This is a genomic window from Phytohabitans sp. LJ34, from assembly GCF_052068095.1.
Classification (GTDB): Bacteria; Actinomycetota; Actinomycetes; order Mycobacteriales; family Micromonosporaceae; genus Phytohabitans.
Window position 1 is genome coordinate 117,816 of record NZ_JBQHDG010000010.1, and the last position, 23,779, is coordinate 141,594.

Below are 23,779 nucleotides of genomic sequence, written 5' to 3' on the forward strand. Positions count from 1 at the left end.
CCGGCCGGCGGGAGCGCAGACTTGTCGCCCTGTGGAGGAGAACTGGCCCGGGTTCGCCGCGATAGCCACCGCGCGGCACTGCAAACGCGCCTTCCTCGACCGGCCGGTGCCGCGCGAGGTGCTCGAACGGGTCCTCACCGCCGCCGCGCACGCACCGTCCACCCGCAACATCCAGCCGTGGCGGGTCGCCGTGGTGAGCGGCGCGGCCCGTCTGGCGCTGGGCCGGCGGCTGCGCGCCGAGTTCGACCGGGACGTCCCGCCGCACCCCGACTACCCCAACCTGCCGGCCGCGCTCGACGAGGCGACCCGCGAGCGCGCGCGGGCCTTCGGCGCCGGCCTGCTGGGCGCGATGGGGATCGCCCGCGACGACGCGCGGGGCCGTCGCGCGCACCTGCGGGCCAACCTCGACTTTCACGGCGCGCCGGCGACGCTCGTCTTCCACCTGCCCGCGGACGCCGCGCCGGGCACGTTTCTGGAGCTCGGCTTCTTCCTCCAGAACACGATGCTCGGGCTGGTCGCCTGCGGCCTGGGCAGCTGTCCGCAGTACAGCGTCGCCGGCTACCCGGACGTGCTGCGCGACGCGCTCGGCCTGCCCGACCGGCTGATCGTGTGCGGCCTCGCCACGGGCTATCCGGACCCGGACGCGAGCGTCAACGGCTTCGTGCCCGAGCGGGCCCCGCTGGGTCGGTACGTGACCTGGCATGATCAGCCACCCGCCTGCGGCTGAAGCACCGGCAGGTGCTCGCGCAGCCGCGTGCGCACGTTCTCGCGCAGGGCCTGGGCCGTGCGCAGGTACGCCACCGCGGGGTCGGGCGCGCCGGCCGGATCGGCGATGTCGCGCGCCGGGTCGAGGCAGAACGTGCGCCCCCGGGCCTCCGGCGCGAGCTGCTCGACGGCCGTGCGCTGGGCCCGCGTCATGCAGAACACCGCGTCGGCGTCCCGGCACATCTGGCGGGTGAGCTGGCGGGTGCGGTGCCTCCGGGGCGGTACCCCGATCCCGCGGAGCGCGGCGACCGCGGGCTCGGCCATCGGCGCCCCGGCCACCCGCGGCGCCAGCCCGGCGCTCCGCGGGCTCCAGGTGCCGTCGCCGTCGGCGCGGGCGATCGCCTCGGCCATCGCGGACCGGGCGGTGTTTCCCCCGCAGACGAAGAGCACCCGCCGCCGCCGCGCCCACGTCCACCGCCGGGCGGCGGACGCGCGCAGCGCCGGATAGCCGAGCGCCAGCAGGGCCAGCCCGATGAGCGCGGTGCCGAGGAGCTGGCCGGTGCCGGGCACCGCGATGCCGGTCAGCCAGGCGAGGCCGAACGAGGCGACGAACCCGGAGAGCAGGCTGGCGCAGCGGTTGGCCGGCACGCACCAGGTGTACTCGCGCGGGTCGAGGTAGATGAGCGTGCCGTAGATGAACAGCGCCTCGTACAGCAGGCCGACCGCGAACGCGGGAAGCACGGCCGGCGTCAGCAGGAACGAGGTGAACCCCTCGCGCAGCGCGCCGAGGATCGGACCGATGCCGACCAGCGCCAGCACGGCGCAGAGGCCGACCTGCCACAGCGCCGCCGAGATCTGCTCCTCCACCAGGTATCCCCGGTCGATCGCCTGGTCGCCAGTCTTCGCCACCCGGCTCATGATCTGGAACCGTCCGATGTAGCCGAACAGGTAGACGCCCAGGCTCGCCACCGCGCCGGCGGTCAGCAGGTAGCTGTCCACATCGGCCAGTGCGGCGAAGACCGCGAGCAGGCTGAGCCCGAGGGCCAGCCACGAGTACACCCGCACCGGGCGGCGGCGCGCGGCGTCGACGAGGGGCGAGAGGATCAGCACGCCGCCGCGCATCATCAGCAGCATGAACAGGATCGAGACCCCGGCGAAGGTGTAGTTCAGCGTGGTGGTCGCGATGATCAGGGCCATGAAGAAGCCGGCGGTCACGCCGGTCCGGCCCGGCCAGGCCACCTCCCGCCCGGCCACCCGCCGCCGGCCGGCGTACCGCCACCAGCCGGAGACGGTCAGGAAGACGAGCGAGCCGGCGAGCGTGCCGAGCGCGGCCGCCGGCAGCAACACCAGGCCGCCGACGTGGGCGTCCATGCCGGGCAGCAACCCGCTGGAGAGCGCCTTGGTCAGCGCCGCGTACGGCGTGTACCAGACGAAGTAGCCGATCGCCAGCCCCAGCATCCCGAAGCCGACGGTGCCTCTGCGGGTCGTCACCACGACCGTTCCTCCCTCGCATTAATAGGCGGAAGTAATTGCACGACTGGGCGCTCGACGCGCGCCGCCGCGATGGTCCACCCTGTCTGAAATACCGGAGTATCACGCCCGACAATTGGTCGCAAGTTGAGCACCGAATATTTCTCCCTGGCACCACAGCAATGCGCTCGACTAACCACCCCCGGGGGGTTCTGTACAGGGTATGACCCCCGGGGGATTGGCAAACAAAGGCGACCTCATCTAGGCTCCGACCGCCCCATTTTCCATTTCCGCGAGCCCGTGGAATTGGCGACAGCCGATACGTGTTTGGGCCACCCGTATCTGTACGTGTGCCATTGGAGGACTCATCGTGACGAGCGTCGAACAGCTCTGGAAGTTCTACCTCTGCGACGAGGAGCTGAGTCTCTTCGACATCTGGGAGGGCGGTGCGCCCAACGGCGACTCGGTCACCCCGTCCACGTACAGCGCGCCGTACCGCGCCTGGATGATCGATTTCCTGCGCGGCGTGCTCGACCGCACCAGCCCGCCGACGCTGCTCAGCATCGGCTGCGGCAACGCCTCGGTGGAGGCCGAGGTGGCCCGCGCCGGATACGACGTGCTCGCGGTCGACGTGCTGGAGCGCGCGGTGCGGATCGCCCGGCGCAAGGGCCTGGCCGCCGAGGTGGCGGACATCAGCTCCTGGTCGCCGCCGGAGGGCCGCTGGGGCGTCGTGTACGCGGACGGCCTCATGGCCCACCTGTACGACCCGGACGACGGGCTCTTCACGATCCTCAAGCACCTGCACGGGTGGCTGGTCCCGGGCCCCGGCGTGCTGGTCATCTCCAACGACGGCACCCGTGAGGGGCAGGACGCGCAGCCGGCGCCGGGCGTGCCCGCGCACTGGCTCTCCGCCGGCTACCTCGTCGAGCAGTGCCGCGAGGCGGGCTTCGACGAGGTCTCGTGCACCACGTTCACGTACACGCGCCCGCTCTCCGGGCCGCGCGACCGGGTCGTGGTGACCGCGCGCACCGCCGGCTGACCGCTACCTGACCAGCTGGACGCTCCCGTCGGCGGGCTGGAGCAGACCGAGCGTGTACGCCTTGGCGAGCGCCGCCGCGCGGTTGTGCACGCCCAGCTTGCTGAACAGGTGGCCCTGCGCGTTCTCCACCGTCTTCATGGCGATGCCGAGCGCGCGGGCGGTCTGCCGCACCGTCTGGTTGCGTCCGATCGAGCGCAGGATGTCGTGCTCCCGCGCGGTCAGCCGCGGCACCACCGGCGGGAGGTCGGCCGACCAGTTCCACATCGAGTCGGTGAACAGGCCGGACGAGGCCGGATCCATCACCATGTAGCCGCCGGCCGCCAGGTGCATCGCCGGCATGAGTCGGGCCTCGACGTGGTCGCCGTGCACCAGCGCGAGCACGCCGTTGGTGAGGGCCTCCCCCATCGTGCGCCGGTCGACCCGGCCGTCGTGCACCATGACGGCGGCCCAGCCGAGCGTCGCGCCGACCCGCCACTGATCGGCCGCCGGGTCGACCAGCACGCGCACCACCGGCCCGCGGTGCGAACGGTGCCAGTGGATCTGGGGCGTCGCCTGTGGACAGTGCTCGCGCACGACCGCGACCCGGTGCCCGATCAGCGTGGTGACGACCCGATCGAGCACCGGCCCGGCGAAGCCGACCACGACGGCCAGCGGCGTCTGCCCGCCGTCGCCGCGCGGCCCGTCCGCCGGCGGTGCGGGCTGGGCGGCCGGCGTGCTGCCGATGATCCCGAGCGTCGCGGCCCGGGCCACGGCGTGCGCCGCGCTCGTCGCGTTCAGCTTCGCGTACACCCGGCGCTTGTGGTTCTCCACCGTGCCCGGACTGATGTCGAGCATCTCGGCGATCTCGCTGACCTGGTGGCCGGAGGCGACCAGCAGCAGGATCTCGCGCTGGCGGCCGGTCAGCCCGACACCGTTGGCGTCCGGGTCGACGCCGCTGGCGAGGCCGCGCAGCACCGACACCAGCCCGCCGAGGCCGTGCGCGTACGGCACGACAGCCGCGACACCCGCCTCCCGCGCGGCGGCGAAGTCCTCCGCGGACAGCCGCTCGTACGCCAGCACGAGGCGGGCCGACGGGTGCCGCCCGTGCAGCAGCTGGAGGGTCGGCACGGTGTCGCCCGGCCGCTGCCCGCCGTCGATCAGCACGATGTGCGGCCGCTCAAGCTCGACGAGCGGGACGAGGTGGGTGCCGTCGACGACCCGGCCGACGACGGTGAAGTCGGGCAGGCCGCTCAGATAGGCCGCGAGCGCGTCGCGCCGCAGCTGGTCACCGGAGCACACGGCGATCCGGCTCGTACCTTGCCCGCTTCCCCTGCCCATGAGGGCCCCCAACCGAGGATGCATACGCAACAATCTAAATACATGAATTTATTGCGCGTAGGCCTTACCCCCGGTTGGAAATTCCTAAACCTGTCCCCCTGGGTCTTTTCACGCGAACCTGTCTGAGTCGTCAGCCAGCCCGGCCGAGGCGCGTCGAGCTCGGTGGCGCGTCAGTAGCCGTACCCGGGTCCGGTCTCCTCGCCGCCCGGCATCGAGTCGCCCTCGCCGACGACCACGCTGGTAGAGGCCTCCACGCCGGCCGCCGAGTGGTTGGCGTGGCGCAGCGAGACGTGCATGACGTGCGCGCCGGTCGGCGCCGCGGAGATCCGCGCGGTGTCCGACTCGACCATCACGTAGTTGTCCTCGTCGCCGTCGAACCAGACGTGTACGTGGTGCCGCCCCGACTCGGTCGGGCCGAGCGGCACGCTCGAGTCCACCTTCAGGGTGAACGGCACCGTGACGTCGGCCCCGGCGGCCGGCTCGAGCACGGTCAGGGCGAGGCCGCCGCCGGAACCGCCGCCGTAGCCGCCCGCGCCGTCGTCGCCGCCGCAGGCCACGAGGCCGCCTGCGACCAGCGACAGCACGGCCGCGGCGACGGCGTTCCTGGTAAGCATCATTATCGATCCCATACCGGTACTACCGCCCCGCCGGCGCCCCCGGATTCATCGGCGCCCGATGGATCCCGTGGCGGCCGTTCCCGCGTAGTACCTGATGTGGGGGTCAGTGACGAGGCGCTGGTGGCCGGCATGGCCGCCGGTGACGCGCAGGCCGCGGCCGGCTTCGTGCGCCGCTTCCAGGCCCGCGTGTACGGCCTCGCGCTCGGCGTCGTCGGCGTGCCGGCGACCGCGGAAGACGTGGCCCAGGAGGCGTTCGTGCGGGCGTGGCGGTTCGCCGGCGGTTACGACCCGCGGCGCGGCGGGGTGGTGCCGTGGCTGCTGACCATCGCCCGCAACGCGGCCATCGACGTCGTGCGGATGCGGCGCGACCAGCCGTACCAGCCGGATGTGCTGGTGGCGCTGCTCGGCGCGGGCGAGGCGGCGGCCGGCGAGGAGTGGGCGGCCGACGAGGTCGCCGAGGCGGACCGCATCCGGGTGGCGCTGGCCGAGCTTTCCCGCGAGCAGGCCACCGCCGTGGTGCTGGCCGTCTTCTACGGCCTGACCGCCAAGGAGATCGCCGAACGGGAACGGGTGCCGCTGGGCACCGCCAAGACCAGGATCAGGCTCGGGATGGCCCGGCTGCGCGAACACTTCGAGGTGCGTGATGAGTGAGCCACCCGGCTGCCCCGAAGCGCGCGAGCTGCTGCCCGAGCTGGCCACCGGCGCGCTCGCCGGCGACGAGCGCGCGTCCGCCCTGGCGCACGTGGAGGGTTGCGCGGCCTGCCGGCGGGAGCTGGCCGCGCTGTCCCGTGCCGCCGACGCGCTGCTGCTGCTGGCGCCCCCGGTGGAACCGCCGCCCGGTTTCGAGGGCGGCGTACTGGCCCGGCTGGACGCGGACGCCGGGCGTGCCCTCGGGCCGCCGGCGAGCGACGCGAACCCGGCCGGGCCAGCCCCGGCCAGGAGGCAACGGCGGAGCCTCCTGGCCGGGGTGCCACGGCCACGCCCCCGGCCGGCGATCGCGTTCGCGGTGGCGGTCGTGCTGGCGGCGGGCGCGGGTGCGCAGGCGGTGCGGTGGCGGTCGGCGGCCGACCTCGAGCTGGCCCGCCAGTACCGGCAGACGCTCGACGTGGCGGACGGCCGCTACCTCAAGGCGATCCGGATGACCACAATGGACGGCCAGCCGGCCGGCACCGCCTTCCTGTACCAGGGCAACCCGTCCTGGCTGCTCGTCACCGTCCGCGCGGCCCCGGTCGACGGCGCCTACGACGCGCTCGCGATCGACCGCGACGGCGCCGCACACCCGGCCGGCACCTGCGAGATCGCCGGCCGCGGCGGCACCGCCGGCTACCGGCTGGACATCCCGGTCTCGGCGGTCGCCCAGATCCAGCTCCGCTCCCGCACGGTCCCCGGCGCGGTGCTCACCGGGCCGGCACGCTGACCGCGGTGACCGCGAGGTGCCACGGCACGACGCGGCCGTCGCCGGCGTCCGGGCGCCACGGCCGCAGGCCCGTGTCCAGCTCCTCCACCGAGGAGAGCCGCAGCCTTTCCTCGGCCAGGAACGCGCCGAGGAACGTGGCCAGCGTCAGGTTGCGCGAACCCACCCGGCCGCGCGTCGGGAAGCGGCCGGTCGGGTCGTGCTGGAGCCGCTCGTCGCCGTACCCCGGCACGAGCTGGAGGCGGCGGTCACCGGCCTCGGCGCTCCGGTCGGCGAACGCGCCCACGTACGCCGGGTGCGTGCCGAGGTAGACCAGGCGGCCGCCGGGGCGCAGCACCCGCGCGGCCTCGGCGACGGCGGCCGGGAAGTCGTCGATGTCGGTGTGCGTGAACGTCATGACCACCGCCGGCACCGAGCCGCTGGCCAGCGGGAGCCGCCGCGCGTCGCCGCGCACCACCCGCGGCTCGCGGGCGGCGGCCCGGCGCAGCTGGTCGCCGGAGAAGTCGACGCCGACGACCGTGTAGCCGCTGGCCCGCACGGCCGCGAAGTGCAGCCCGGTGCCGCAGCCGACGTCGACGCAGACCGGCCCGCCGGGCCCGGCCGGGCCGAGCAGCCGGGCGAGCACGCCGCCCGAGCCGTCCGCCGAGCCGTAGCCGCGGAACTTCTCGTCGTACCAGTCGGCGTGCCCGTCGTACCGCGCGGTCTCCACGGTCGCCATCCTCAGGGTTTGTCGGTCACGGGAAGCGCTCCCTCTCCGGTCCGGGCGGGTGGGCACGCGAAGGCTAGCGGACCGGCCCGCCCCGGCGCGCCCCCAGCAGCGCCTCGACCAGCGGCCGGGCCACCTCGCCCGCGCCCCGCCCCGGATGCCAGGTGCAGGCGACCGTCAACGCCGCCACCCGCCCGGTGGCGAGCAGGCGCAGCGCCGCCACCCGGACCGCGTCGACGGCCGGCCCCGGCGTGACCGGGAAACGCAGGCCCGGCAGGGCCGCCGCGTCCACGACGTCGAGGTCGATGTGCAGGTAGATCGGTCCGTCCACATCGGGCACCGCGTCCACCGCCACCCGCCGCACCGCGCTCCCGCCGAGAAACTCCGCCTCCGCGGGATCCAGGTCGCGCCCGTCCACGAGGACCACCTTCTCCGCGGGTACGGGCCGCAGGCCGGTCCGGTCGGCGACGGCGGGGTCGCCGTCGCCCAGGAGCATCCGCAGCGGCATGCCGCCCGGGTACCCCGAAGTGCTGGTCCGCGGCGTGTGCAGGTCGCCGTGCGCGTCGAACCACACGACGGCCGGCTCGATCCCCCGCCGCTGGAGGCCGGCGACGACGCCGAGCGCGATCCCGCAATCGCCGGTCACGACCGCGGGCGCCCCGTCATCGGCCGCGACCGCGTCCGCCACCGCGGCGTGGAGCCCGGCCGTGCGCGCCCAGAAGCCGTCACCCGACAGCTCCGCGGTCACCACGACATCCGCCGTCACCGGCATGTCCACTTCGGACAACCGCTCGTCGAGGTGGTACGGCACGAGGATGGTACGCATAGGTTGATCTTAACGGCTCCCAGGTGAGCGCCACCGCCGCGAAGTCGCGCCGGCCGGGGCGTGGCTGGCCTACGCTCAGGTCGCCGGCCCGTTGCCGGTCACGGCGGGGCACGGCGGCTACGCCGAAACCGACCCACCGGAGGTGGAGACATGGGTACCTACGTCCAGCTGGGCGACGTCCGGACCTGGTACGACGAACGCGGCACCGGCGACCCGCTCGTGCTGATGCACGGCGGCCTCGTCGACGCGCGCTGGTTCGCGCCGAATATCGACGTGCTCGCCGAACGGTTCCACGTGTACACGCCGGAGCGCCGCGGCCACGGCCACACGCCGGACGTCGAGGGGCCGATCACGTACCAGCTGATGGCCGACGACACGATCGCGTTCCTCGAGACGGTGGTGGGCGAGCCGGCCGACCTGGTCGGGCACAGCAACGGCGCGTTCACGGCGCTGCTCGTCGCGATGCGGCGGCCCGAGCTGGTCAAGCGGCTGGTACTGATGAGCTGCGGCTTCAGCAAGAAGGGCGAGGTGGTGCAGGACGCCGAGTGGGACGTGGACACGATCGCCGCGTTCCTCGGCCCGGCGTACGGTGAGGTCTCGCCGGACGGCATCGACCACTTCAAGGTGGTGGCGACGAAGATCGGCGAGATGTCCGCGGTCGAGCCGCACCTGGAGGCCGCCGAGCTGGCCGCGGTGCCGCACCGCACGCTGCTGCTGGTCGCCGACGACGACCTGATCACGATGTCGCACGTCGTGGAGATGTACGAGGCGCTGCCGCGGGCCGAGCTTGCGGTCGTACCCGGGACGTCACACTTCGTGACCCAGGAGAAGCCGGCGCTCGTCAACGCGCTGCTCGTGGATTTCCTTGCCACCGAACCGGTTCAGCTCGTCGCGCCCATCCGCCGCGCCCCGTCGACGCGGGACACCTAGGGCACGAGCCGTTACACATCAGCAACCTCTGATCGCCTTGACGGAGGTGTGACGCGCGCCATACGTTTCCCCTCGCGCAATTTGGTCGCAACATTCTCGATAGTTCAACGTTTGTCGATTTGTCCCCAGGGCACGGGAAGGGTCGACCGTTCTATGCGTCGCCGCGCGAAGGTGTTCCACACGGGCGTGTCACTGCTCGCCATGGCCGCACTGGTCCTGGCGGGCGGCTGCGGCACCGCCGGTCCCGGCGCGTCCCGCGACCGGATCCAGGTCTGGGCGCTCCAGGATCCGCAGAACGAGCCGGTGATCGAGGCCGGGCTCGGCGAGTTCAACCGGGGCTCCCCGGTGCGGGCCGAGCTCGTCACGTACGTCAACGACGCGTACAAGCAGAAACTGCACGTGTCGATGGGGTCACCGAACGCGCCGGACATCTTCTTCAACTGGGGCGGCGGCAACCTCGCCGAGTTCGTCAACGCCAACCAGGTCGTCGACCTCTCCCACGCGCTCGCCGCACGGCCCGACGTGCGGGACGCCTTCCTGCCGAGCGTGCTGGCGGTCGGGCGCATCTCCAACGGGCAGTACGGCCTGCCGATGAACGGCATCCAGCCGGTCGTGCTCTTCTACCACAAGGGAGTGTTCCAGAAGGCCGGCCTGGAGCCGCCGAAGACGTGGACCGACCTTCTGTCCCTTGTGGACGCGTTCAAGTCGCGCAAGATAACGCCGATCGCGCTGCCCGGCTCGCAGGGCTGGACCGAGCTGATGTACCTGGAGTACCTGCTCGACCGGATCGGCGGGCCGGACCGCTTCTCCGCCATCGCCGCGCGGCGCGCCGGCGCCTGGCGCGACCCGTCTGTGCTGCGCGCGCTCCAGATGTGCCAGGAGCTGGCCGAACGGGGCGGGTTCGGCTCCAACTTCGCGTCCATCAACTACGACAACACCGGCGCGTCGAAGCTCTTCGCCACCGGCAAGGCCGCGATGTTCCTGATGGGCAGCTGGGAGTACACCAGCCAGCTGAGCAACAACCCCGACTTCGTCAAGCGCGGCGACCTCGGCTGGACCACGTTCCCCACAGTGGACGGCGGCCTCGGCGACCCGGCCAACGTGGTCGGCAACCCGGCCAACTACTTCTCGGTCGCGGCCAGCAGCCCGCACGTGCGCGACGCCACCACGCTGCTGATCGAGACGCTCTCCTCCGACGCGTACGTGCGCGACCTGGTCAACTCCGGCCAGGTGCCCGCGGTCGCCGGCGTGGAGGCGAAGCTGGCCGGCACGCCGAACGCCGAGTTCGCCACCTTCACCTACGAGATGGTGGCGAAGGCGCCCAGCTTCACCCAGTCGTGGGACCAGGCGCTGAGCCCGGCGGTCGGCACCGAGATGCTCACCAACCTCCAGAAGCTCTTCCTCTCCAAGATCACACCCGACGAGTTCGTGGCCGCGATGGAGAAGCTGTCGTGAGCGATCGCGGCATCCTGGCCCCGCGGCGCGAGGTGCGCACCGTCGTGCTGGTGCAGGCGTCCCAGCTCCGCCCCGCCCGCCGCGAGCGGCCCGGCTTCCTGTGGGCCGCGCCCGCCGCCGTCTTCTTCACCATCTTCGGCATCGTGCCGATCGCCGTCGTGCTCTACCTGAGCTTCACCACCTGGAACGGCCTCGGCACGCCGGAGTGGGCCGGGCTCACCAACTGGAAGGCCCTGCCGGGCGACACGGACGCGCTGCACTCGATCCGGATCACCGCACAGCTCATGGTCTTCTGCTGGCTCATCCAGACGCCGACCTCGCTGCTGCTCGGCGTGTGGGCGGCCGGGCCGCAGCGCAACCGCGCCATACTGTCCACGTTGTTCTTCCTGCCGCTGCTGCTGTCCACGGCGGCGATCGCGCTCACCTGGCTCTCCCTTCTGGACCCCAACTTCGGCCTCGCCGCCAGCCTCGGCTCCTACGTGGGCGTGTCCGACGGAAACTTCCTGGGCGACGACAGCCGCGCGCTGTACGCGGTGGCCGCCGTGATCTCCTGGCAGTTCGTGCCCTTCCACACGCTGCTCTACCAGGCGGCCGCGCGGCAGATCCCGGCCGCGATGTACGAGGTGGCCGAGATCGACGGCGCCCGCACCATGCGGCAGTTCTTCTCCATCACGCTGCCCCAGCTGCGCAACACCGTCATCGCCTCGTCGGTGCTGGTCGTGGTGGGCTCGTTGACCTACTTCGAGTCGATCCTGTTGCTCACCAACGGGGGGCCGGGCACGGCCACGCGCGTGCTGCCGCTGCACATGTACGTCAAGGGTTTCGTCGGCTTCGACATGGGCTACGCCAGCGTGCTCGCGGTGCTGCTGGTCGCGGTGGGCACCGCGCTGTCGGTGCTGATCGTGCGGTCGACCGGATACCACCGCATGAGCAGCGACCGGGAGGGGATGTAGGCGTGACCATCTACACGGCAGCGCGCCACCGCGCGGCGGAGACCCGGCCGCGCGTCACGTACACGCGGGTGCGCCCGCCGCGCGGCACCGCCGGCCGCCGCCGACCGGTCAACGTGGCCGCGGGCATCGCCGCCGGCGTCTGGCTGGTCATCGTCGCCGTGCCGCTCTACTACATCGCGCTGACCAGCCTGCGCACGTCCGACTCGTACCTCACCGACGGCGCGCTGCGCCCACCCTCCGGGCTGACGCTGGAAAACTACCGCCAGGTGCTCGACCTCGGCTTCGACAAGTTCATCGTCAACAGCACGATCGTCACGGTCATCACGATGGCGCTCGTGCTGGTGATGGCGCTGCCCGCCGCGTACGCCATGGTCTTCGGCGGCACCCGCGCGGTGCGGGCCACGTTCAACACGTTCCTGCTGGGCCTCGCCATCCCCGCCCAGGCCGTGATCATCCCGATCTACCTGCTGATCACCCGCCTGCACCTGTACGACTCGCTCACCGCGATCATCCTGCCCACCGCGGCGTTCTCGCTGCCGATGGCGATCGTCGTGCTCACCAGCACGCTCCGCGACATCCCGCGCGACCTCTTCGACGCGATGACCGTCGACGGCGCCGGCACGGTCGAGCTCTTCCGCCGGCTCGTGCTGCCGCTCTCCCGCCCCGGCCTGGTCAGCGTCGGCATCTTCAGCGGCCTCAACGCCTGGAACGGCTTCATCTTCCCGCTCGTGCTGACCCAGAGCGAGGCGCGCCGGGTGATCCCGCTCGGCCTCTGGAACTTCCAGAGCCGCTTCGGCACCGACGTGCCCGGCCTGCTGGCCGCGGTCGTGCTCTCGACCGTGCCGGTGCTCGCCCTGTACCTCTTCGGCCGGCGCCAACTGCTGCGCAGCCTGTCGGCCGGCTACAGCCGCTAGCGGCGGCTAGTGTCGTCCGCGTGGACGACCCCACCGAGATCGTGCGGCGCGGCTACGACCCTGACCACGAGCGGCCTCACATCGATATATTGCGATGCATGAAGTGCTACCCCACGCTCGCGTGCGCCGCCACCGCCGTCGCGGCCGCCGCCACCGCACTCGCCGCGCTCGCCGCCCCAGCGACCGCCGCCGGCCCGATCGGGACGCAGAAGTTCTACGCCGACTCCGGTGACCGCTGCACGTACGGCCACACCGAGGGCATCCTCGACTGGCGCGTACTCAACCCTTCCATCTACCCCGCCGTGCTCGTCGACGGCGCCGTCACCGACCTGCCGGCCCGCAACTCGCCCGGCGTCTGCGCCGACGACGGGATGTACACGGTGGCCAGCTACATCGCCTACGCCGGCCGGACCGTCGTCGACTCCAGCCAGGCCCGCGCCGACAACGGCACCACCGCCGTGCGCGACGTGCTCGGCGGCCCGAGCGCCCCGGCCGTGTTCGACCGGGTCGTGGTCCAGGTGTGCCGGTTCTCGAGCACACCGATCGGCATCTCGTACTGCGGCGCGGCACAGACCTACCCGGTACCGCGCGCGTAGTCACCCTCGCGGGGGCCAGCACCTATCGTTCTCGTCATGCACACCGTGGCCGTGCTGGCCCTCGACGGGGTGATCCCGTTCGACCTGGCCACCCCCATCGAGGTCTTCTCCCGCACCCGCCTGCCCACCGGCGGCGCCCCCTACCGGGTGCGGATCTGCGGCACCGGCGAGACGGTCCACGCGGGCGGCTTCACGCTGAGCCCGCCGTGGGGACTGGACGCGCTCGCCACCGCCGACACGATCGTCCTGCCCGGCCGGGACGAGCTCCGGCCGATACCCGACGAGGTCCTGGAGGCCCTGCGGCGGGCCGCGGCCGCCGGCACCCGGATCGCGTCGATCTGCTCGGGCGCGTTCGTCCTCGCGGCGACCGGCCTGCTCGACGGCATGCGCGCCACCACACACTGGGCCGCCGCCGCCGAGCTCGCCGCCCGCCACCCCCGCGTCCAGGTCGACCCCGACGTGCTCTACGTGGACAACGGCCAGCTGCTCACCTCGGCGGGCGCCGCGGCCGGCCTCGACCTGTGCCTGCACCTGATCCGCCGCGACCACGGCTCGGCCGTCGCCGCGCACGCCGCCCGCCTGTCGGTGATGCCGCTGGAGCGGGAGGGCGGGCAGGCCCAGTTCATCGTGCACGACCAGCCGCCGGCCCCGCGCGGGTCCATATTGGAGCCGTTGCTGTCCTGGATGGAGGAGCACTGCGCGGACGACCTCACCCTCCGCGACATCGCCGCGCGCGCCGGCATGAGCACGCGCACGCTCAACCGGCGCTTCCGCGAGCAGACCGGCACCACGCCGCTCCAGTGGCTGCTGCGCACCCGCGTCCGCCGTGCCCAGCACCTGCTGGAGGCGACCAGCCACCCGGTCGACCGGATCGCGCGCCAGGTGGGCTTCGGCTCACCCACCGCGTTTCGGGAGCGCTTCCGCCGTGTGGTCGGCACCAGCCCGCACGGATACCGCACGGCGTTCCGCACGCCGTGAGGCCGGGCCCCGTACGGGCCGCTGGGCCGGAGTCCTCCCGGGTGCGACCCGCCGGGGCACCACCCGCGCCGTCGTGCGGCGCTGCCGCACCCTGGGCGAAACCCCTGGCGGCCGGGCCGCACACTGGGTGTCCACGCGGGACGGGAGGACGGCCATGGTGGAGTACGCGGCGGGCGACACCTGGGGCATCGGCAGCGCCACGTTCGCGGTGGCGTACGCGCTGCTCGCGGCCGCGGCGGTGGCCGGCGCCCTGCTGCACCGGCATCGCGCCTTGGCCGGCTCGGACCGGATGCCGGCGGCCGACCCGCACCCGCAACAGGTCGCCTACCTCCAGGGCGGCCCCGAGCTGGCGACCTACTCGGCCCTCGCCGCCCTGCGCTGCGCCGGCGCGGTGGGCGTCGCCACCGACCCGGCCGAAACGGGCGAGCGGCCGCGGCGGCGCCTCGTGGCGACCGGGCCACCGCCGGACGGCGCGACCGCCCTGGAGCGTGCGGTCCACGACGCCGCGGCCCGGTCCGCCGATCCCGGCGCCGTCGCGGCCGACCCGGCCGTGGCGACCGAGCTGGCCCGCGTCGAACGCGAGATGGAGAGCGCCGGCCTCGTGCCCGACGCGGACACCCACGGCGCGCTCACCACGGCCCGGCATCTGCTCACCGCCGTGCTGGTCCTCGGCGTGGCCCGGCTCCTCGCCGGCATCGCCAACGAGAAGTCGATCATCTTCCTGATGCTGGTCCTGCTGGCGCTCGGCGCGACGATCGCCGTGCTGTGGCGCAAGCGGCCGCGGCGGACCCGCGCCGGCGACCGCGTCCTCGCGGCGCTGCGCGAAGACCACTCGCACCTCGCGCCCCCCAACAACCCCGCCTGGCAGGTGTACGGGCCGGCGGCGGCCGCGCTCGCGGTCGGGCTCTACGGGAGCAACGCGCTGTGGGTGGCCGACCCGGGGTTCGCCGCGGAGGCCGCCGTCCGGAAGGACCTGGCGACCGCGTACGCCAACTCCACCTCGTCCACCGGCTCAGGCACCGCGCAGACCTGCTCCGGGTCGAGCTGCGGCTGCGGCAGCGGCAGCGGCGGCGGGAGCGACAGCGGCGGCGGCACGGGCGGCAGCGGCGGCGGTGGGGGCGGCGGCTGCGGCGGCTGACCCGAGCGGTACATCATGGACGGTGTGAGCCACCTTTCCTCGATCGTCATCCACTGCCGCGACCCGTACGTGGCGGCCCCATTCTGGTCGCTGGCGTTCGGGCTACCGCCCGTGGAAGAAGACCGCGCCGCGCTGGCCGCGCACACGCTGGAGCCGGACGAGTCGGTGCTGCTGCGCGACCCGAGCGGCCGGGCACCCGACGTGTGGGTCAGCCCCACCGAAGACGACACCGACGCGCGCGGCCGCGGCCTCGTCCACATCGACCTCCAGCTCGACGACCTGAGCGAGCTCGACGCGCTCGTCGCCGCCGGCGCGGTCAGGCGGTGGGAGGTCACCGAGCCACACCGCTGGACCGTCCTGGCCGCCCCCGACGGCGTTCTCTTCTGCGCCATCCACCCGCGCGGCGCGACCGCCTAGAGACCTGAGCTACCGCGACGTCCGTCGTGGTAGCCCTATCGGGTCAGAAACGCCGCGAGGGTGTCCACCAGCCACTGTGGATCGTCGAGCCACGGGAAGTGTCCGGCGCCGGGCGCCACCACGAGCTCCGCGGCCGGAATCAGGGCGGCGAACTCGGCCGCGCGCTTCGGCGGCAGGCCCACGTCGTACTCGCCGGCGACGAGCAGCACCGGCGCGGGCAGGTCGGCGACCGCGGTGCGCACGGCGTCCGGGTCGATGGCGCCGGCCGAGTAGTAGAGGGCGGCCGCGTCGCCGTTGGTCTGTGCCGGCATGCGGGCGGCGGCGGCCCGGCTGGCGGCGTCCCACCGGCCGTAGCTGAACGGTGTGATCGCGCCCCACTCGGTGGCGGTGGCCTGGCCGGCCCAGATCCGCTCGAACGCGGCGAACGCTTCCGGGAACCAGTCTTCGCCGCGGCGGAGCTCGGCCACCTCGCGGCGGTCGGCGTCGGCGATGTCCAGGCCGACGACGCGGGGGCTGGGGTTGAGCAGGGCCAGGCGGCCGACGCGCCGCGGATGGCGGGCGGCGTAGAGCACCGCGAGCGTGCCGCCGGCCGAGTGTCCCAACAGGTCGATCCGCTCCAGCCCGAGGTGGGCGCGGAGCGCCTCGACATCCTCGACCTGCCGGTCGCACCGGTATGTCGCCTGGTCCGCGGGCGCGGCCGAGTCGCCGGTGCCGCGCAGGTCGAGCCGCACCAGCGTGCGGTGCGCGGAGAGCCCGCCGAGGTCGTCGAGGTAGACCGACGCCTGCATCGGGCCGCCGGGCAGGCAGATCAGCGGATCGCCCTCCCCCGCCTCGTGGTACGCGAGCTGTGTGCCGTCAGGAGCGGTGAAGGTAGCCACCCCCGGATCCTAGACTCAGCGCGCGAGACCCAGTAGGAACTCGGCGTTGCTGCCCGTCTCCGTCAGGCGCTCCAACAGGTGCTGGAGCGCCTGCGGTGGAGACTGGCCGTGCAGGGCGCGGCGGAGGCGGCCGAGGATCGCGGCCTCGTCGGCGCCGAGCAGGAGGTCCTCCTTGCGGGTGCCGGAGCCGAGCACGTCGACGGCCGGGTAGAGACGCCGCTCGGCGCTGGCGCGGTCGAGCCGCAGCTCGGCGTTGCCGGTCCCCTTGTACTCCTCGTAGATGACCGTGTCGCCGACCGAGCCGGTCTCGACGAGCGTGCTCGCCAAGATGGTGAGCGAGCCGCCGTCCTCGATGTTGCGGGCGGCGCCGAGGAGCCGCTTGGGCGGGTGGAGGGCGTTCACGCTGATGCCGCCGGACAGGACGCGGGCGGACGAGGGCGCCGTGTGGTTGTACGCGCGGCCCAGCCGGGTCAGCGAGTCGAGCAGCAGCACCACGTCGTGGCCGAGCTCGACGAGGCGCTTGGCGCGTTCGACGGCGAGCTCGGCGGTGGCGGCGTGCTCGTGCGGCGGCCGGTCGAACGGCGATGCGATGACCTCACCCTTGACCTCACGCCGCATGTCGGTGACCTCCTCAGGGCGCTCGTCGACGAGCAGGACCATCAGGTGGCACTCGGGATGGTTGCGGGTGACGGCCGCGGCGATCGCCTGGAGCACCATGGTCTTGCCGGCCTTCGGCGGGGAGACGACCAGCGCCCGCTGGCCCTTGCCGATCGGCATCACCAGGTCGATGACGCGCGTAGTGAGGATGTGTGGCTCGGTCTCGAGCCGCAGCCGCTCGCGCGGGTGCAGCGGCGTGAGGTCGTAGAAGTCCGGCCGCGACCGGGCCTCGCCGGGCGGCATGCCGTTGACGGTGTCCAGCCGCACGAGCGGCGCGGTCCGGCGTCCCCGCTGCTCGGTGCCGCCCGCGCCGGTGACCAGGTCGCCGGGGCGCAGCCCGTGCTGACGGATCAGCGCGCCGGGCAGGTACAGGTCGGCGGGCCCGGCCGTGTAGCCGCCGGTACGCAGGAAGCCGTGGTCACCGGCGATGTCGACGATGCCGGTGACGGGAGTCGGCGGGCGTGCGCCAGCCGCGTTTTTGTTGTCGTTCAACGGGTTTCTCCTGAGCGTGAGGGAGCGACGCGTGGGTGCGTGCAAACGGCCCGTATGTCGCGTGAATCCCCTTAGGACGATGGCGTCCCGTTTGGGGTGATAGAACCCGAGGGGCGGCGTATGCGCCGGCGTCCACTGCGGGTGCTGCCAACCAAGCTAGCCGCTCGCGCGCCGAAAAGCAACGATTCCGCGGCGCTGTCCACATCGGACGCCTGCCGCACCACCTCTAGGGCGTCCTAGGAGGCTGGGCTGTTGGGTGGACGCCCTCGCGTATTGCGGATGCGCACAGGGGTGCCGTTCCCGCACCATGGTCGTCGTGCATTCCGCCATCACCGTGACGCCGGGCCAGCTGCCGGACGTGCTCCTGCACGTCGCGGTGGTGCGGCCGGTGTTCGTGTGGGGCGCGCCCGGCATCGGCAAGAGCTCGCTCGTCCGCGACTTCGCCGCCTCGCTCGGTCTCGAATGCGTCACGCTCGTCGGCACCCAGCTCGCCGCCGAAGACCTCATCGGCGTGCCGGAGCTGCGCGACGGCCGGAGCCGCTTCGCGCCGCCCGAGTCGATCGCGCGCGACGAGCCGTACTGCCTCTTCCTCGACGAGCTCAACGCCTCCACGCCCGAGGTGCAGAAGGCGTTCTACTCGCTGATCCTGGACCGGCGGATCGGCGCGTACGAGCTGCCGCCCGGCTCGATCGTGATCGGCGCCGGCAACCGTTCCACCGACAACGCGCTCGCCCGGCCCATGGCCTCGGCGCTCGTCAACCGCCTCGTCCACGTGCACCTGCGGGCCAGCGTCGACGACTGGCTGGCCTGGGCCGGCGGCGCCGGCATCCACCGGTGGATCGTCGACTACCTCACCGAGCGCCCCGACCAGCTCTGGTCCGCACCGCCCAAAGTGGAGGAAGTGTTCTCCACCCCGCGCAGCTGGCACATGCTCTCCGACGCCCTCCGCTCGTACGGGGAGGACATCCCCGAGCAGACGCTGCGGTTGCTCACCGCCGGCACGCTCACCCCCGCGCACGCGTCGGCGTTCTGCGGGTACGTGAAGATCGTGCGCCACCGCTACGGGCTCGACGCCGTCGTGCGGGGCGACGTGGCGTGGCCCGCCGCGCCGGCCGACCGCGACCTGCTCTACTTCCTGGCCGAGTCGTTCCGGGCGCGGCTCGTCAAGGACCTGCCGGCGGGCAAGCAGCACGCCTCGCCGGCGCTGCGCCAGTTCGCCCACCGGGCCAAGGCGCTGCTGGTCGAGCTGGCCGAGATCTCGCTCGAGTGCGCCCAGCTGGTCATCGCCACGGACGAGGACGGCACCCCGGCGCTGCCGGCCTGGTTTCTCGTCGAGGTGAGCCGCGACCTGCCCCGCCTCGTCGCCGCACGGGCCTAGGACCGGGCGATGCCGAAGAAGCGCAAGGCACCGGTCGACCCGAACGTGGCGGCGTTCCAGGCAGCGTGGCGGGCGCTCGGCGTCCACCCGATGTTCGCGCCGATGCTCGACATCCCGATGGTGGGGTGGCGGCGGCGGGGAGCCGAGGCGATTCTCGTCGACGACCCGCGGCTGCGCGACGCGAAGACGATCGCCCGCGTCGACCGGAGCGGACGGATCACGGCCGGCAAGGCGCACCGGCTCGACGAGGGCGGGTGGACCTGGGTGCTCGCGCACTGCCTGCTGCACCTCGGGTTCGGGCATCTGGCGCCGGACCGCTACGCCGCCGACCCGACCTACGCCGACGTGGCCTGCCTCGCGGTCACCCGGTTCCAGCGGGCGGTGAAGCTCGGCACCGAGCCGCTCCCCCTCCCCGCCGAGCTGCCCACCGCCGACGAGACCGTCCTGTTGCGACAGTGGCGGGAGGCCGGGGTGCCGCCGCACCTCGCCGGCTGCGGGCCCGGCGGCACCGGATCCGACCTCGTGCCCGAGGTGCCGCCGGACACGAGCCGGGAGCTGTCCACAGTGGACTGGCCGGAGCACTTCGCGCTCGGGCTCGCGGCGGCGGCCACCGCCGCCGTCGAGGTGGCCGGCGGGGTGCGGTCGACGCTGACCGGCGAGGCCGCCCGGCGCAAGCCGTGGGACCTGGCCCGGTCGTGGTTCCTGTCGTCGTTCCCGCTGCTGGGCGCGCTCGCGTCCCGGTTCACGCTGGTGGCGGACGCCGACCTGGCCCGCCGCTGGGACATCGCGGTCGCGGCGGTCTCGCCCGCCGCGGGCGAGATCTACCTCAACCCGCTGCGCCAGCTGAGCGGTCCGGAGTGGAGGTTCGTGCTCGCCCACGAGATGCTGCACGCCGCGCTCCGCCACGGCGACCGCGCCGGCCCCCGCGACCCCTATCTGTGGAACGTCGCCGCCGACTACGTCATCAACGGCTGGCTCGTCGAGATGGGCGTCGGCGAGCCGCCGGACGGGCTGCTCCACGACCCCGACCTCGCCGGCCTGTCCGCCGAGGCGGTCTACGACCGGATCGCCACCGACCTGCGCCGGCTGCGCAAGCTCGGCACGCTGCGCGGCACCGGCCTCGGCGACGTGCTCGGCGAGCCGCTCCCCTGGTCCGGTTGCGCCGGCCGCGGCGTAGACCTTGACGACTTCTACCGACGGGCGCTGCTCGACGGGTACACGTACCACCAGCGGGCCGGGCGCGGACTGCTGCCGGCCGGGCTGGAGGAGGAGATCCGGGTCCTCGACCACCCGCCGCTGCCCTGGGACGCGCGGCTGGCCCGCTGGTTCGACGAGTACGTGCCGTCGCCGCTGCGGGTCCGCTCGTACGCCCGGCCGTCGCGGCGGCAGGCGAGCACACCCGGCATCCCGCGCCCCGGCTGGCGGTGGCCGGACGAGGCGGTCCCGCGGTGCACGTTCGGCGTCGTGCTGGACACCTCCGGCTCGATGGACCGCGAGCTGCTCGGCAAGGCGCTCGGCGCGATCGCCTCGTACGCCACCGCGCGCGACGTGCCCGCCGCCCGCGTGGTCTTCTGCGACGCGTACCCGTACGACGCCGGCTACCTGCCGCCGGAGCAGATCGCCGGCCGCGTCCGGGTCCGCGGCCGCGGCGGCACCGTGCTCCAGCCGGGCGTGCACCTGCTCGAACGGGCCGCCGACTTCCCACCCACCGCGCCGATCCTGCTCATCACCGACGGGTACTGCGACGCGGTGCGGATCCGGCGCGAGCACGCGTTTCTCGTGCCGGAAGCCGCCCGCCTCCCGTTCACCCCGCGCGGCCCGGTCTTCCGGCTCCGCTAGTTCTCGTACCCCCACTGGGGCAGTGACTTGTCGAGGGCGCGCTCGACGGCGGCGACCTGGGCGGCGGTGAGCTCGTGCCGGTAGGCCGCGTCGCGCTCGGTGTGGAAGTGGTGCCGCGCGAAGCCGGCCTCGAACCGCGGTGTCCACTCCAGACCGAGGAAGCGGAGCATCCGCGCGGTCTGCTCGTTGGGCGCGCGCACCAGGTCTTCGTATCGCACGTCGAGCCACTGTGCCGCCGGGTGGACGGTGCGGGCCTGCGCGTACGCGTCCATCAGCATCCGCCAGCCGAGCGCGGCGAGCACCGGGAACGACCGGCCGGAGTCCTCCCACTCCTGGCGCAGCGGGGCGGGCAGCGGGCCGTACAGCCAGTTGTCCGGGCCGCGCCAGCCGTCCCACCAGCCCATCTGTAGCCACGAGTTGGCCACCGCGCGGCCGTCCCGGACGACGTGGATGACCCGCAGCTCCGGGTACGCGGCGTGCAGGAACCCGGTGCGCGGCCAGCCGGTCAGGTGCTGGAGCAGCACCTCGCAGCCCTGCCGCTCGATCCGCCGGTCGAAGAACGCGCGCAGCCGGGCCGACATGCGCGGCGTCAGGTCTTCGGCGAGCAGGTCGCGGCAGGGGCGGGAGAAGCCGCCGAAGACGTGCCGGTCGATCAGCCGGTACGCCTCCGAGGGCGCGACCCGCATCCGGCCCCGCTCCAGCAGCCGGGTGCTGTGCCTGAGCGACGTCATGCCGGGCGGGCGGGGCGCCATCCGCCGGTAGAGCCGGCCGTTGAACCGCCCGTCGAGGTTGAGCCGGGAGAGCTTGTCGTCGACGCCGGAGATGAACCCGACCGCCGGATGGCGGGCGAGCAGCTCCTGCACCAGAGTCGACCCGCACCGCCCGGTGCCCACGACGACGGCTAACACGGGCCTCATCCTCCCTTGGCGGCGAAACGGTGCGGCGGGCGGCGCAGGGGGTAGCGCCAGCGCCACAATAAGGGCGCGGTGATGGCCGTGACCAGAGCGTAGGCCGGCCGGGAGAGGCCGCCGACCCATTCGTCGTCGGCGACCACGGCCACGTCGCCGGTCCGGTGGCGGGAGGGATTGCCCGCCACCGCGTGTGTGGGTGCCAAGTGGACGGTGCTCTCGTCGATGTGCGGCGCGGGCACGCCGGCGAAGGACGCGATCCGGCGGGTCACGTCCCCCGGGTCGGCGACGAAGTCCTCGTACCGCACCCGCAGGTAGCGCCCGGAGCGGCGCCACAGCAGTGCCGTCGTGGCGTTCCACACCAGCCAGAGCAGCGCGGCCTTGGCGACCGGCGGGCGGCTCATCAGAGCCGGGTCGCCCGGCCCGTCCAGCCCCTTGCGCCGGCGCCAGGAGAAGGCGGTGGCCCGGGGATCGCGTACCAGGTGCAGCACGCGCGTCTCGACGCCGGGCAGGCCGTCCACGAGCAGCCCGTACGGCGGGAGCTTGGACGAGTCGACCACGAGACCGTCGCCGCCGAGCGCGGCGTAGAGCGCGGGGATCGCCGGGTGGGCCTCGACGCGGCGCCGCCACAGCAGGGCCGGCAGCCGCCGCATCCGCAGCCGCGCGCGCAGGAACCCGGCCACGGCCGCCGGGTCGGCGTCGACCTCCTTCATCACCCGCGTCCACACCGGACACTCCGCGAAGGACTGTCCACAGCCGCACGGCCGGCCGTCGATCGCCCCGCGCTGCCACAGGTAGCGCAGCTCGCCGGCCGCGAAGACGCCGCCGGCCTGCCCCAGCACGTTGGTGACCAGCGTGGAGCCGCTGCGGCCGCTGCCGGCCACGAAGAGCACGCGGGTCACCCGGGCGCTCCACTGTAGACGTCCTTCAGCAGGGCGAGGTGGACGTCCGGTGCGAAGTCGCGCTCCACCTTCGCGCGGCCCGCCGCGCCCATGGCGAAGGCCCGTGACGGGTCGGCCAGCAGGTCGGCCAGCGCGGCGGCCAGCGCCGGCGGGTCGTCGGCCGGCACGATCGCGCCGTCGACGCCCGGCTCGACCAGCTCGGGCAGGCCGCCCAGCCCGGTGGTGACGACGGGCAGCCCGCACGCGAACGCCTCCAGCACCGCCATCGGCTGGTTTTCGTGCCACCGGGACGGCACCGCCGCCACCCGGGCCCGCCGCATCAGGTCGTGCAGGTCGTCCCTGGCGAGCCGGCCGTGGAACGTGACCAGCCCGGGTGCCGACTGCGCGGCCAGCCGCTCCAGCTCCGGCCGGGCCGGCCCCTCCCCCGCGACGTCGACCCGGAAACCACCGAGCCCGGCGGCGGTGACGAGCGTGTCGACGCCCTTCTCCGGCACCAGCCGCCCGGCGAACACCACACCCTCGCCCGGCTCCCGCTTGCGGTCGATCGTCGAGCCGTCGACGAAGTGGCTGACCACGCGGAGCCGCTCGGGGTAGACGCCCGCCTTCGCCATCACGCCGGCCAGAAACCGGCTCGGGCTGACGAACGTGCTCACCGGTCCGTACGCGCCGGTGACCCGATGTAGCCACGTCTCGGCGGCCAGCACCGCGCTCCGCCCGAGCGAGCCGTCTTTGCAGCGCGTGCGCACCGCCTGCCATGGACCGCCGGTGACGCAGGCGTCACAGACCGCACGCCCGGCGAGCAGCTGGTAGCTGGGGCAGGCGAGCTTGTAGTCGTGCATCGTCAGCACGCACGGCACGCCCGCGTCGGCCGCCGCGCGCAGCACGGCCGGTGACAGCTGGTGGTACACGTTGTGCGCGTGCACCACGTCGGGGCGGAAGTCGGCTATCACCTTCGCCAGCCCGCGCCGGCTGACCGGCGAATGGAGCATCCGGCCGACCGCGGCGGCCCGCTTGGCGAGACCGGGCGGCGGTGGCTCCAACTGCACGTACGGCGGGAAGAAATGACCGTATCGCTGAGGCGCTTCGTTGTCCGGATGCGCCATGCCGAAATACGCCACCTCGTCGCCCCGGGCACGCTGAAGCGCGGCGAGGTCGAAGAGGTAACCCTCGGCGCCACCCCGCCGGTAGAGGAACTTGTTGACGTGCAACACGCGCATCGACGGTCAGGCTACAGCCATGCGAAGATGCTG

General features: G+C 73.4%; 23 protein-coding genes and 1 pseudogene. 14 read left to right on the forward strand and 10 right to left on the reverse strand.

What is annotated here, in order from left to right; translation table 11 throughout:
- Positions 1-31 precede the first annotated feature (31 nt).
- Positions 32-727, forward strand: coding sequence for a nitroreductase family protein (locus ACTMTJ_RS19330; RefSeq protein WP_441218451.1), 696 nt, complete (start codon positions 32-34; stop codon positions 725-727).
- On the opposite strand, the gene ACTMTJ_RS19335 is transcribed toward ACTMTJ_RS19330, so the two are convergent.
- Positions 706-2,196, reverse strand: a complete 1,491-nt coding sequence (locus ACTMTJ_RS19335) for an arsenate reductase/protein-tyrosine-phosphatase family protein (protein ID WP_441218453.1) — start codon at positions 2,194-2,196, stop codon at positions 706-708. The genes ACTMTJ_RS19330 and ACTMTJ_RS19335 overlap by 22 nt on opposite strands.
- A 349-nt stretch (positions 2,197-2,545) precedes the next feature.
- Here ACTMTJ_RS19335 and ACTMTJ_RS19340 point away from each other — a divergent pair, with 349 nt between their 5' ends.
- The gene (locus tag ACTMTJ_RS19340; RefSeq protein WP_441218455.1) at positions 2,546-3,214 is read left to right on the forward strand and encodes a class I SAM-dependent methyltransferase; all 669 of its coding nucleotides are present in this window, start codon (positions 2,546-2,548) and stop codon (positions 3,212-3,214) included.
- A gap of 3 nt (positions 3,215-3,217) precedes the next feature.
- Here the strand turns inward: ACTMTJ_RS19340 and ACTMTJ_RS19345 are convergent, their stop codons facing one another.
- Complete coding sequence (locus ACTMTJ_RS19345; RefSeq protein WP_441218457.1) at positions 3,218-4,531, reverse strand: LuxR C-terminal-related transcriptional regulator; 1,314 nt, start codon at positions 4,529-4,531, stop codon at positions 3,218-3,220.
- Positions 4,532-4,701: 170 nt separating this feature from the next.
- Positions 4,702-5,148, reverse strand: a complete 447-nt coding sequence (locus ACTMTJ_RS19350; protein WP_441218459.1) for a hypothetical protein — start codon at positions 5,146-5,148, stop codon at positions 4,702-4,704.
- 96 nt (positions 5,149-5,244) lie between these two features.
- Between ACTMTJ_RS19350 and ACTMTJ_RS19355 the strand changes: the two genes are divergently transcribed.
- Positions 5,245-5,799: an RNA polymerase sigma factor gene (locus ACTMTJ_RS19355; RefSeq protein WP_441218461.1), complete on the forward strand. Its 555-nt coding sequence runs from the start codon at positions 5,245-5,247 to the stop codon at positions 5,797-5,799.
- On the forward strand, positions 5,792-6,565 hold the full coding sequence (locus ACTMTJ_RS19360; protein ID WP_441218463.1) for a zf-HC2 domain-containing protein: 774 nt from the start codon (positions 5,792-5,794) through the stop codon (positions 6,563-6,565). The genes ACTMTJ_RS19355 and ACTMTJ_RS19360 overlap by 8 nt, the downstream gene beginning before the upstream one ends.
- Here the strand turns inward: ACTMTJ_RS19360 and ACTMTJ_RS19365 are convergent.
- Both ACTMTJ_RS19365 and ACTMTJ_RS19370 read right to left on the reverse strand, forming a co-directional pair.
- On the reverse strand, positions 6,546-7,271 hold the full coding sequence (locus tag ACTMTJ_RS19365) for a class I SAM-dependent methyltransferase (protein WP_441218465.1): 726 nt from the start codon (positions 7,269-7,271) through the stop codon (positions 6,546-6,548). The two genes, ACTMTJ_RS19360 and ACTMTJ_RS19365, sit on opposite strands and share 20 nt — an antisense overlap.
- A gap of 73 nt (positions 7,272-7,344) precedes the next feature.
- The gene (locus tag ACTMTJ_RS19370; RefSeq protein ID WP_441218467.1) at positions 7,345-8,094 is read right to left on the reverse strand and encodes an arginase family protein; all 750 of its coding nucleotides are present in this window, start codon (positions 8,092-8,094) and stop codon (positions 7,345-7,347) included.
- Between the two features lie 150 nt (positions 8,095-8,244).
- Here ACTMTJ_RS19370 and ACTMTJ_RS19375 point away from each other — a divergent pair, with 150 nt between their 5' ends.
- The 8 genes from ACTMTJ_RS19375 to ACTMTJ_RS19410 all read left to right on the forward strand — a co-directional run bounded on the left by ACTMTJ_RS19375 (position 8,245) and on the right by ACTMTJ_RS19410 (position 15,475).
- A complete protein-coding gene (locus ACTMTJ_RS19375; protein ID WP_441218469.1) occupies positions 8,245-9,024 on the forward strand; it encodes an alpha/beta fold hydrolase in 780 nt (259 codons plus the stop codon).
- Positions 9,025-9,177: 153 nt separating this feature from the next.
- Positions 9,178-10,479: an ABC transporter substrate-binding protein gene (locus ACTMTJ_RS19380; protein ID WP_441218471.1), complete on the forward strand. Its 1,302-nt coding sequence runs from the start codon at positions 9,178-9,180 to the stop codon at positions 10,477-10,479.
- On the forward strand, positions 10,476-11,432 hold the full coding sequence (locus ACTMTJ_RS19385; protein WP_441218473.1) for a carbohydrate ABC transporter permease: 957 nt from the start codon (positions 10,476-10,478) through the stop codon (positions 11,430-11,432). Before ACTMTJ_RS19380 ends, ACTMTJ_RS19385 begins: the two co-directional genes overlap by 4 nt.
- Before the next feature lie 2 nt (positions 11,433-11,434).
- Entirely contained in the window at positions 11,435-12,346 is a 912-nt protein-coding gene (locus ACTMTJ_RS19390; RefSeq protein WP_441218474.1) for a carbohydrate ABC transporter permease, read from the forward strand.
- A 98-nt stretch (positions 12,347-12,444) separates the two neighbouring features.
- Positions 12,445-12,942 (forward strand): hypothetical protein, encoded by a 498-nt coding sequence (locus ACTMTJ_RS19395; protein WP_441218476.1) that lies wholly within the window; start codon positions 12,445-12,447, stop codon positions 12,940-12,942.
- Positions 12,943-12,978: 36 nt separating this feature from the next.
- On the forward strand, positions 12,979-13,920 hold the full coding sequence (locus tag ACTMTJ_RS19400; protein WP_441218478.1) for a GlxA family transcriptional regulator: 942 nt from the start codon (positions 12,979-12,981) through the stop codon (positions 13,918-13,920).
- Positions 13,921-14,074: 154 nt separating this feature from the next.
- Positions 14,075-15,058, forward strand: coding sequence for a TIGR04222 domain-containing membrane protein (locus ACTMTJ_RS19405; RefSeq protein WP_441218480.1), 984 nt, complete (start codon positions 14,075-14,077; stop codon positions 15,056-15,058).
- Positions 15,059-15,082: 24 nt separating this feature from the next.
- Positions 15,083-15,475, forward strand: coding sequence for a VOC family protein (locus ACTMTJ_RS19410; protein ID WP_441218482.1), 393 nt, complete (start codon positions 15,083-15,085; stop codon positions 15,473-15,475).
- Between the two features lie 35 nt (positions 15,476-15,510).
- Here the strand turns inward: ACTMTJ_RS19410 and ACTMTJ_RS19415 are convergent, their stop codons facing one another.
- Both ACTMTJ_RS19415 and rho read right to left on the reverse strand, forming a co-directional pair.
- Positions 15,511-16,353 carry an alpha/beta fold hydrolase gene (locus ACTMTJ_RS19415; protein ID WP_441218484.1) on the reverse strand — a complete coding sequence of 281 codons (843 nt, stop codon included), beginning with the start codon at positions 16,351-16,353 and terminating at the stop codon, positions 15,511-15,513.
- 15 nt (positions 16,354-16,368) lie between these two features.
- Positions 16,369-17,532: pseudogene (rho, locus tag ACTMTJ_RS19420) on the reverse strand (transcription termination factor Rho); the annotation flags it as partial.
- Positions 17,533-17,836: 304 nt separating this feature from the next.
- Between rho and ACTMTJ_RS19425 the strand changes: the two are divergent.
- Both ACTMTJ_RS19425 and ACTMTJ_RS19430 read left to right on the forward strand, forming a co-directional pair.
- Positions 17,837-18,880 (forward strand): AAA family ATPase, encoded by a 1,044-nt coding sequence (locus ACTMTJ_RS19425; RefSeq protein ID WP_441218771.1) that lies wholly within the window; start codon positions 17,837-17,839, stop codon positions 18,878-18,880.
- 9 nt (positions 18,881-18,889) lie between these two features.
- The gene (locus ACTMTJ_RS19430) at positions 18,890-20,719 is read left to right on the forward strand and encodes a vWA domain-containing protein (protein WP_441218486.1); all 1,830 of its coding nucleotides are present in this window, start codon (positions 18,890-18,892) and stop codon (positions 20,717-20,719) included.
- Here ACTMTJ_RS19430 and ACTMTJ_RS19435 read toward each other — a convergent pair.
- Genes ACTMTJ_RS19435 through ACTMTJ_RS19445 form a run of 3 tightly spaced genes read right to left on the reverse strand, consistent with a single transcriptional unit; the run spans position 20,716 to position 23,746 of the window.
- On the reverse strand, positions 20,716-21,627 hold the full coding sequence (locus ACTMTJ_RS19435; RefSeq protein ID WP_441218488.1) for a sulfotransferase family protein: 912 nt from the start codon (positions 21,625-21,627) through the stop codon (positions 20,716-20,718). The two genes, ACTMTJ_RS19430 and ACTMTJ_RS19435, sit on opposite strands and share 4 nt — an antisense overlap.
- Before the next feature lie 5 nt (positions 21,628-21,632).
- The gene (locus tag ACTMTJ_RS19440) at positions 21,633-22,529 is read right to left on the reverse strand and encodes a sulfotransferase family protein (protein WP_441218490.1); all 897 of its coding nucleotides are present in this window, start codon (positions 22,527-22,529) and stop codon (positions 21,633-21,635) included.
- On the reverse strand, positions 22,526-23,746 hold the full coding sequence (locus ACTMTJ_RS19445) for a glycosyltransferase (RefSeq protein ID WP_441218492.1): 1,221 nt from the start codon (positions 23,744-23,746) through the stop codon (positions 22,526-22,528). Before ACTMTJ_RS19445 ends, ACTMTJ_RS19440 begins: the two co-directional genes overlap by 4 nt.
- Positions 23,747-23,779: the final 33 nt, after the last annotated feature.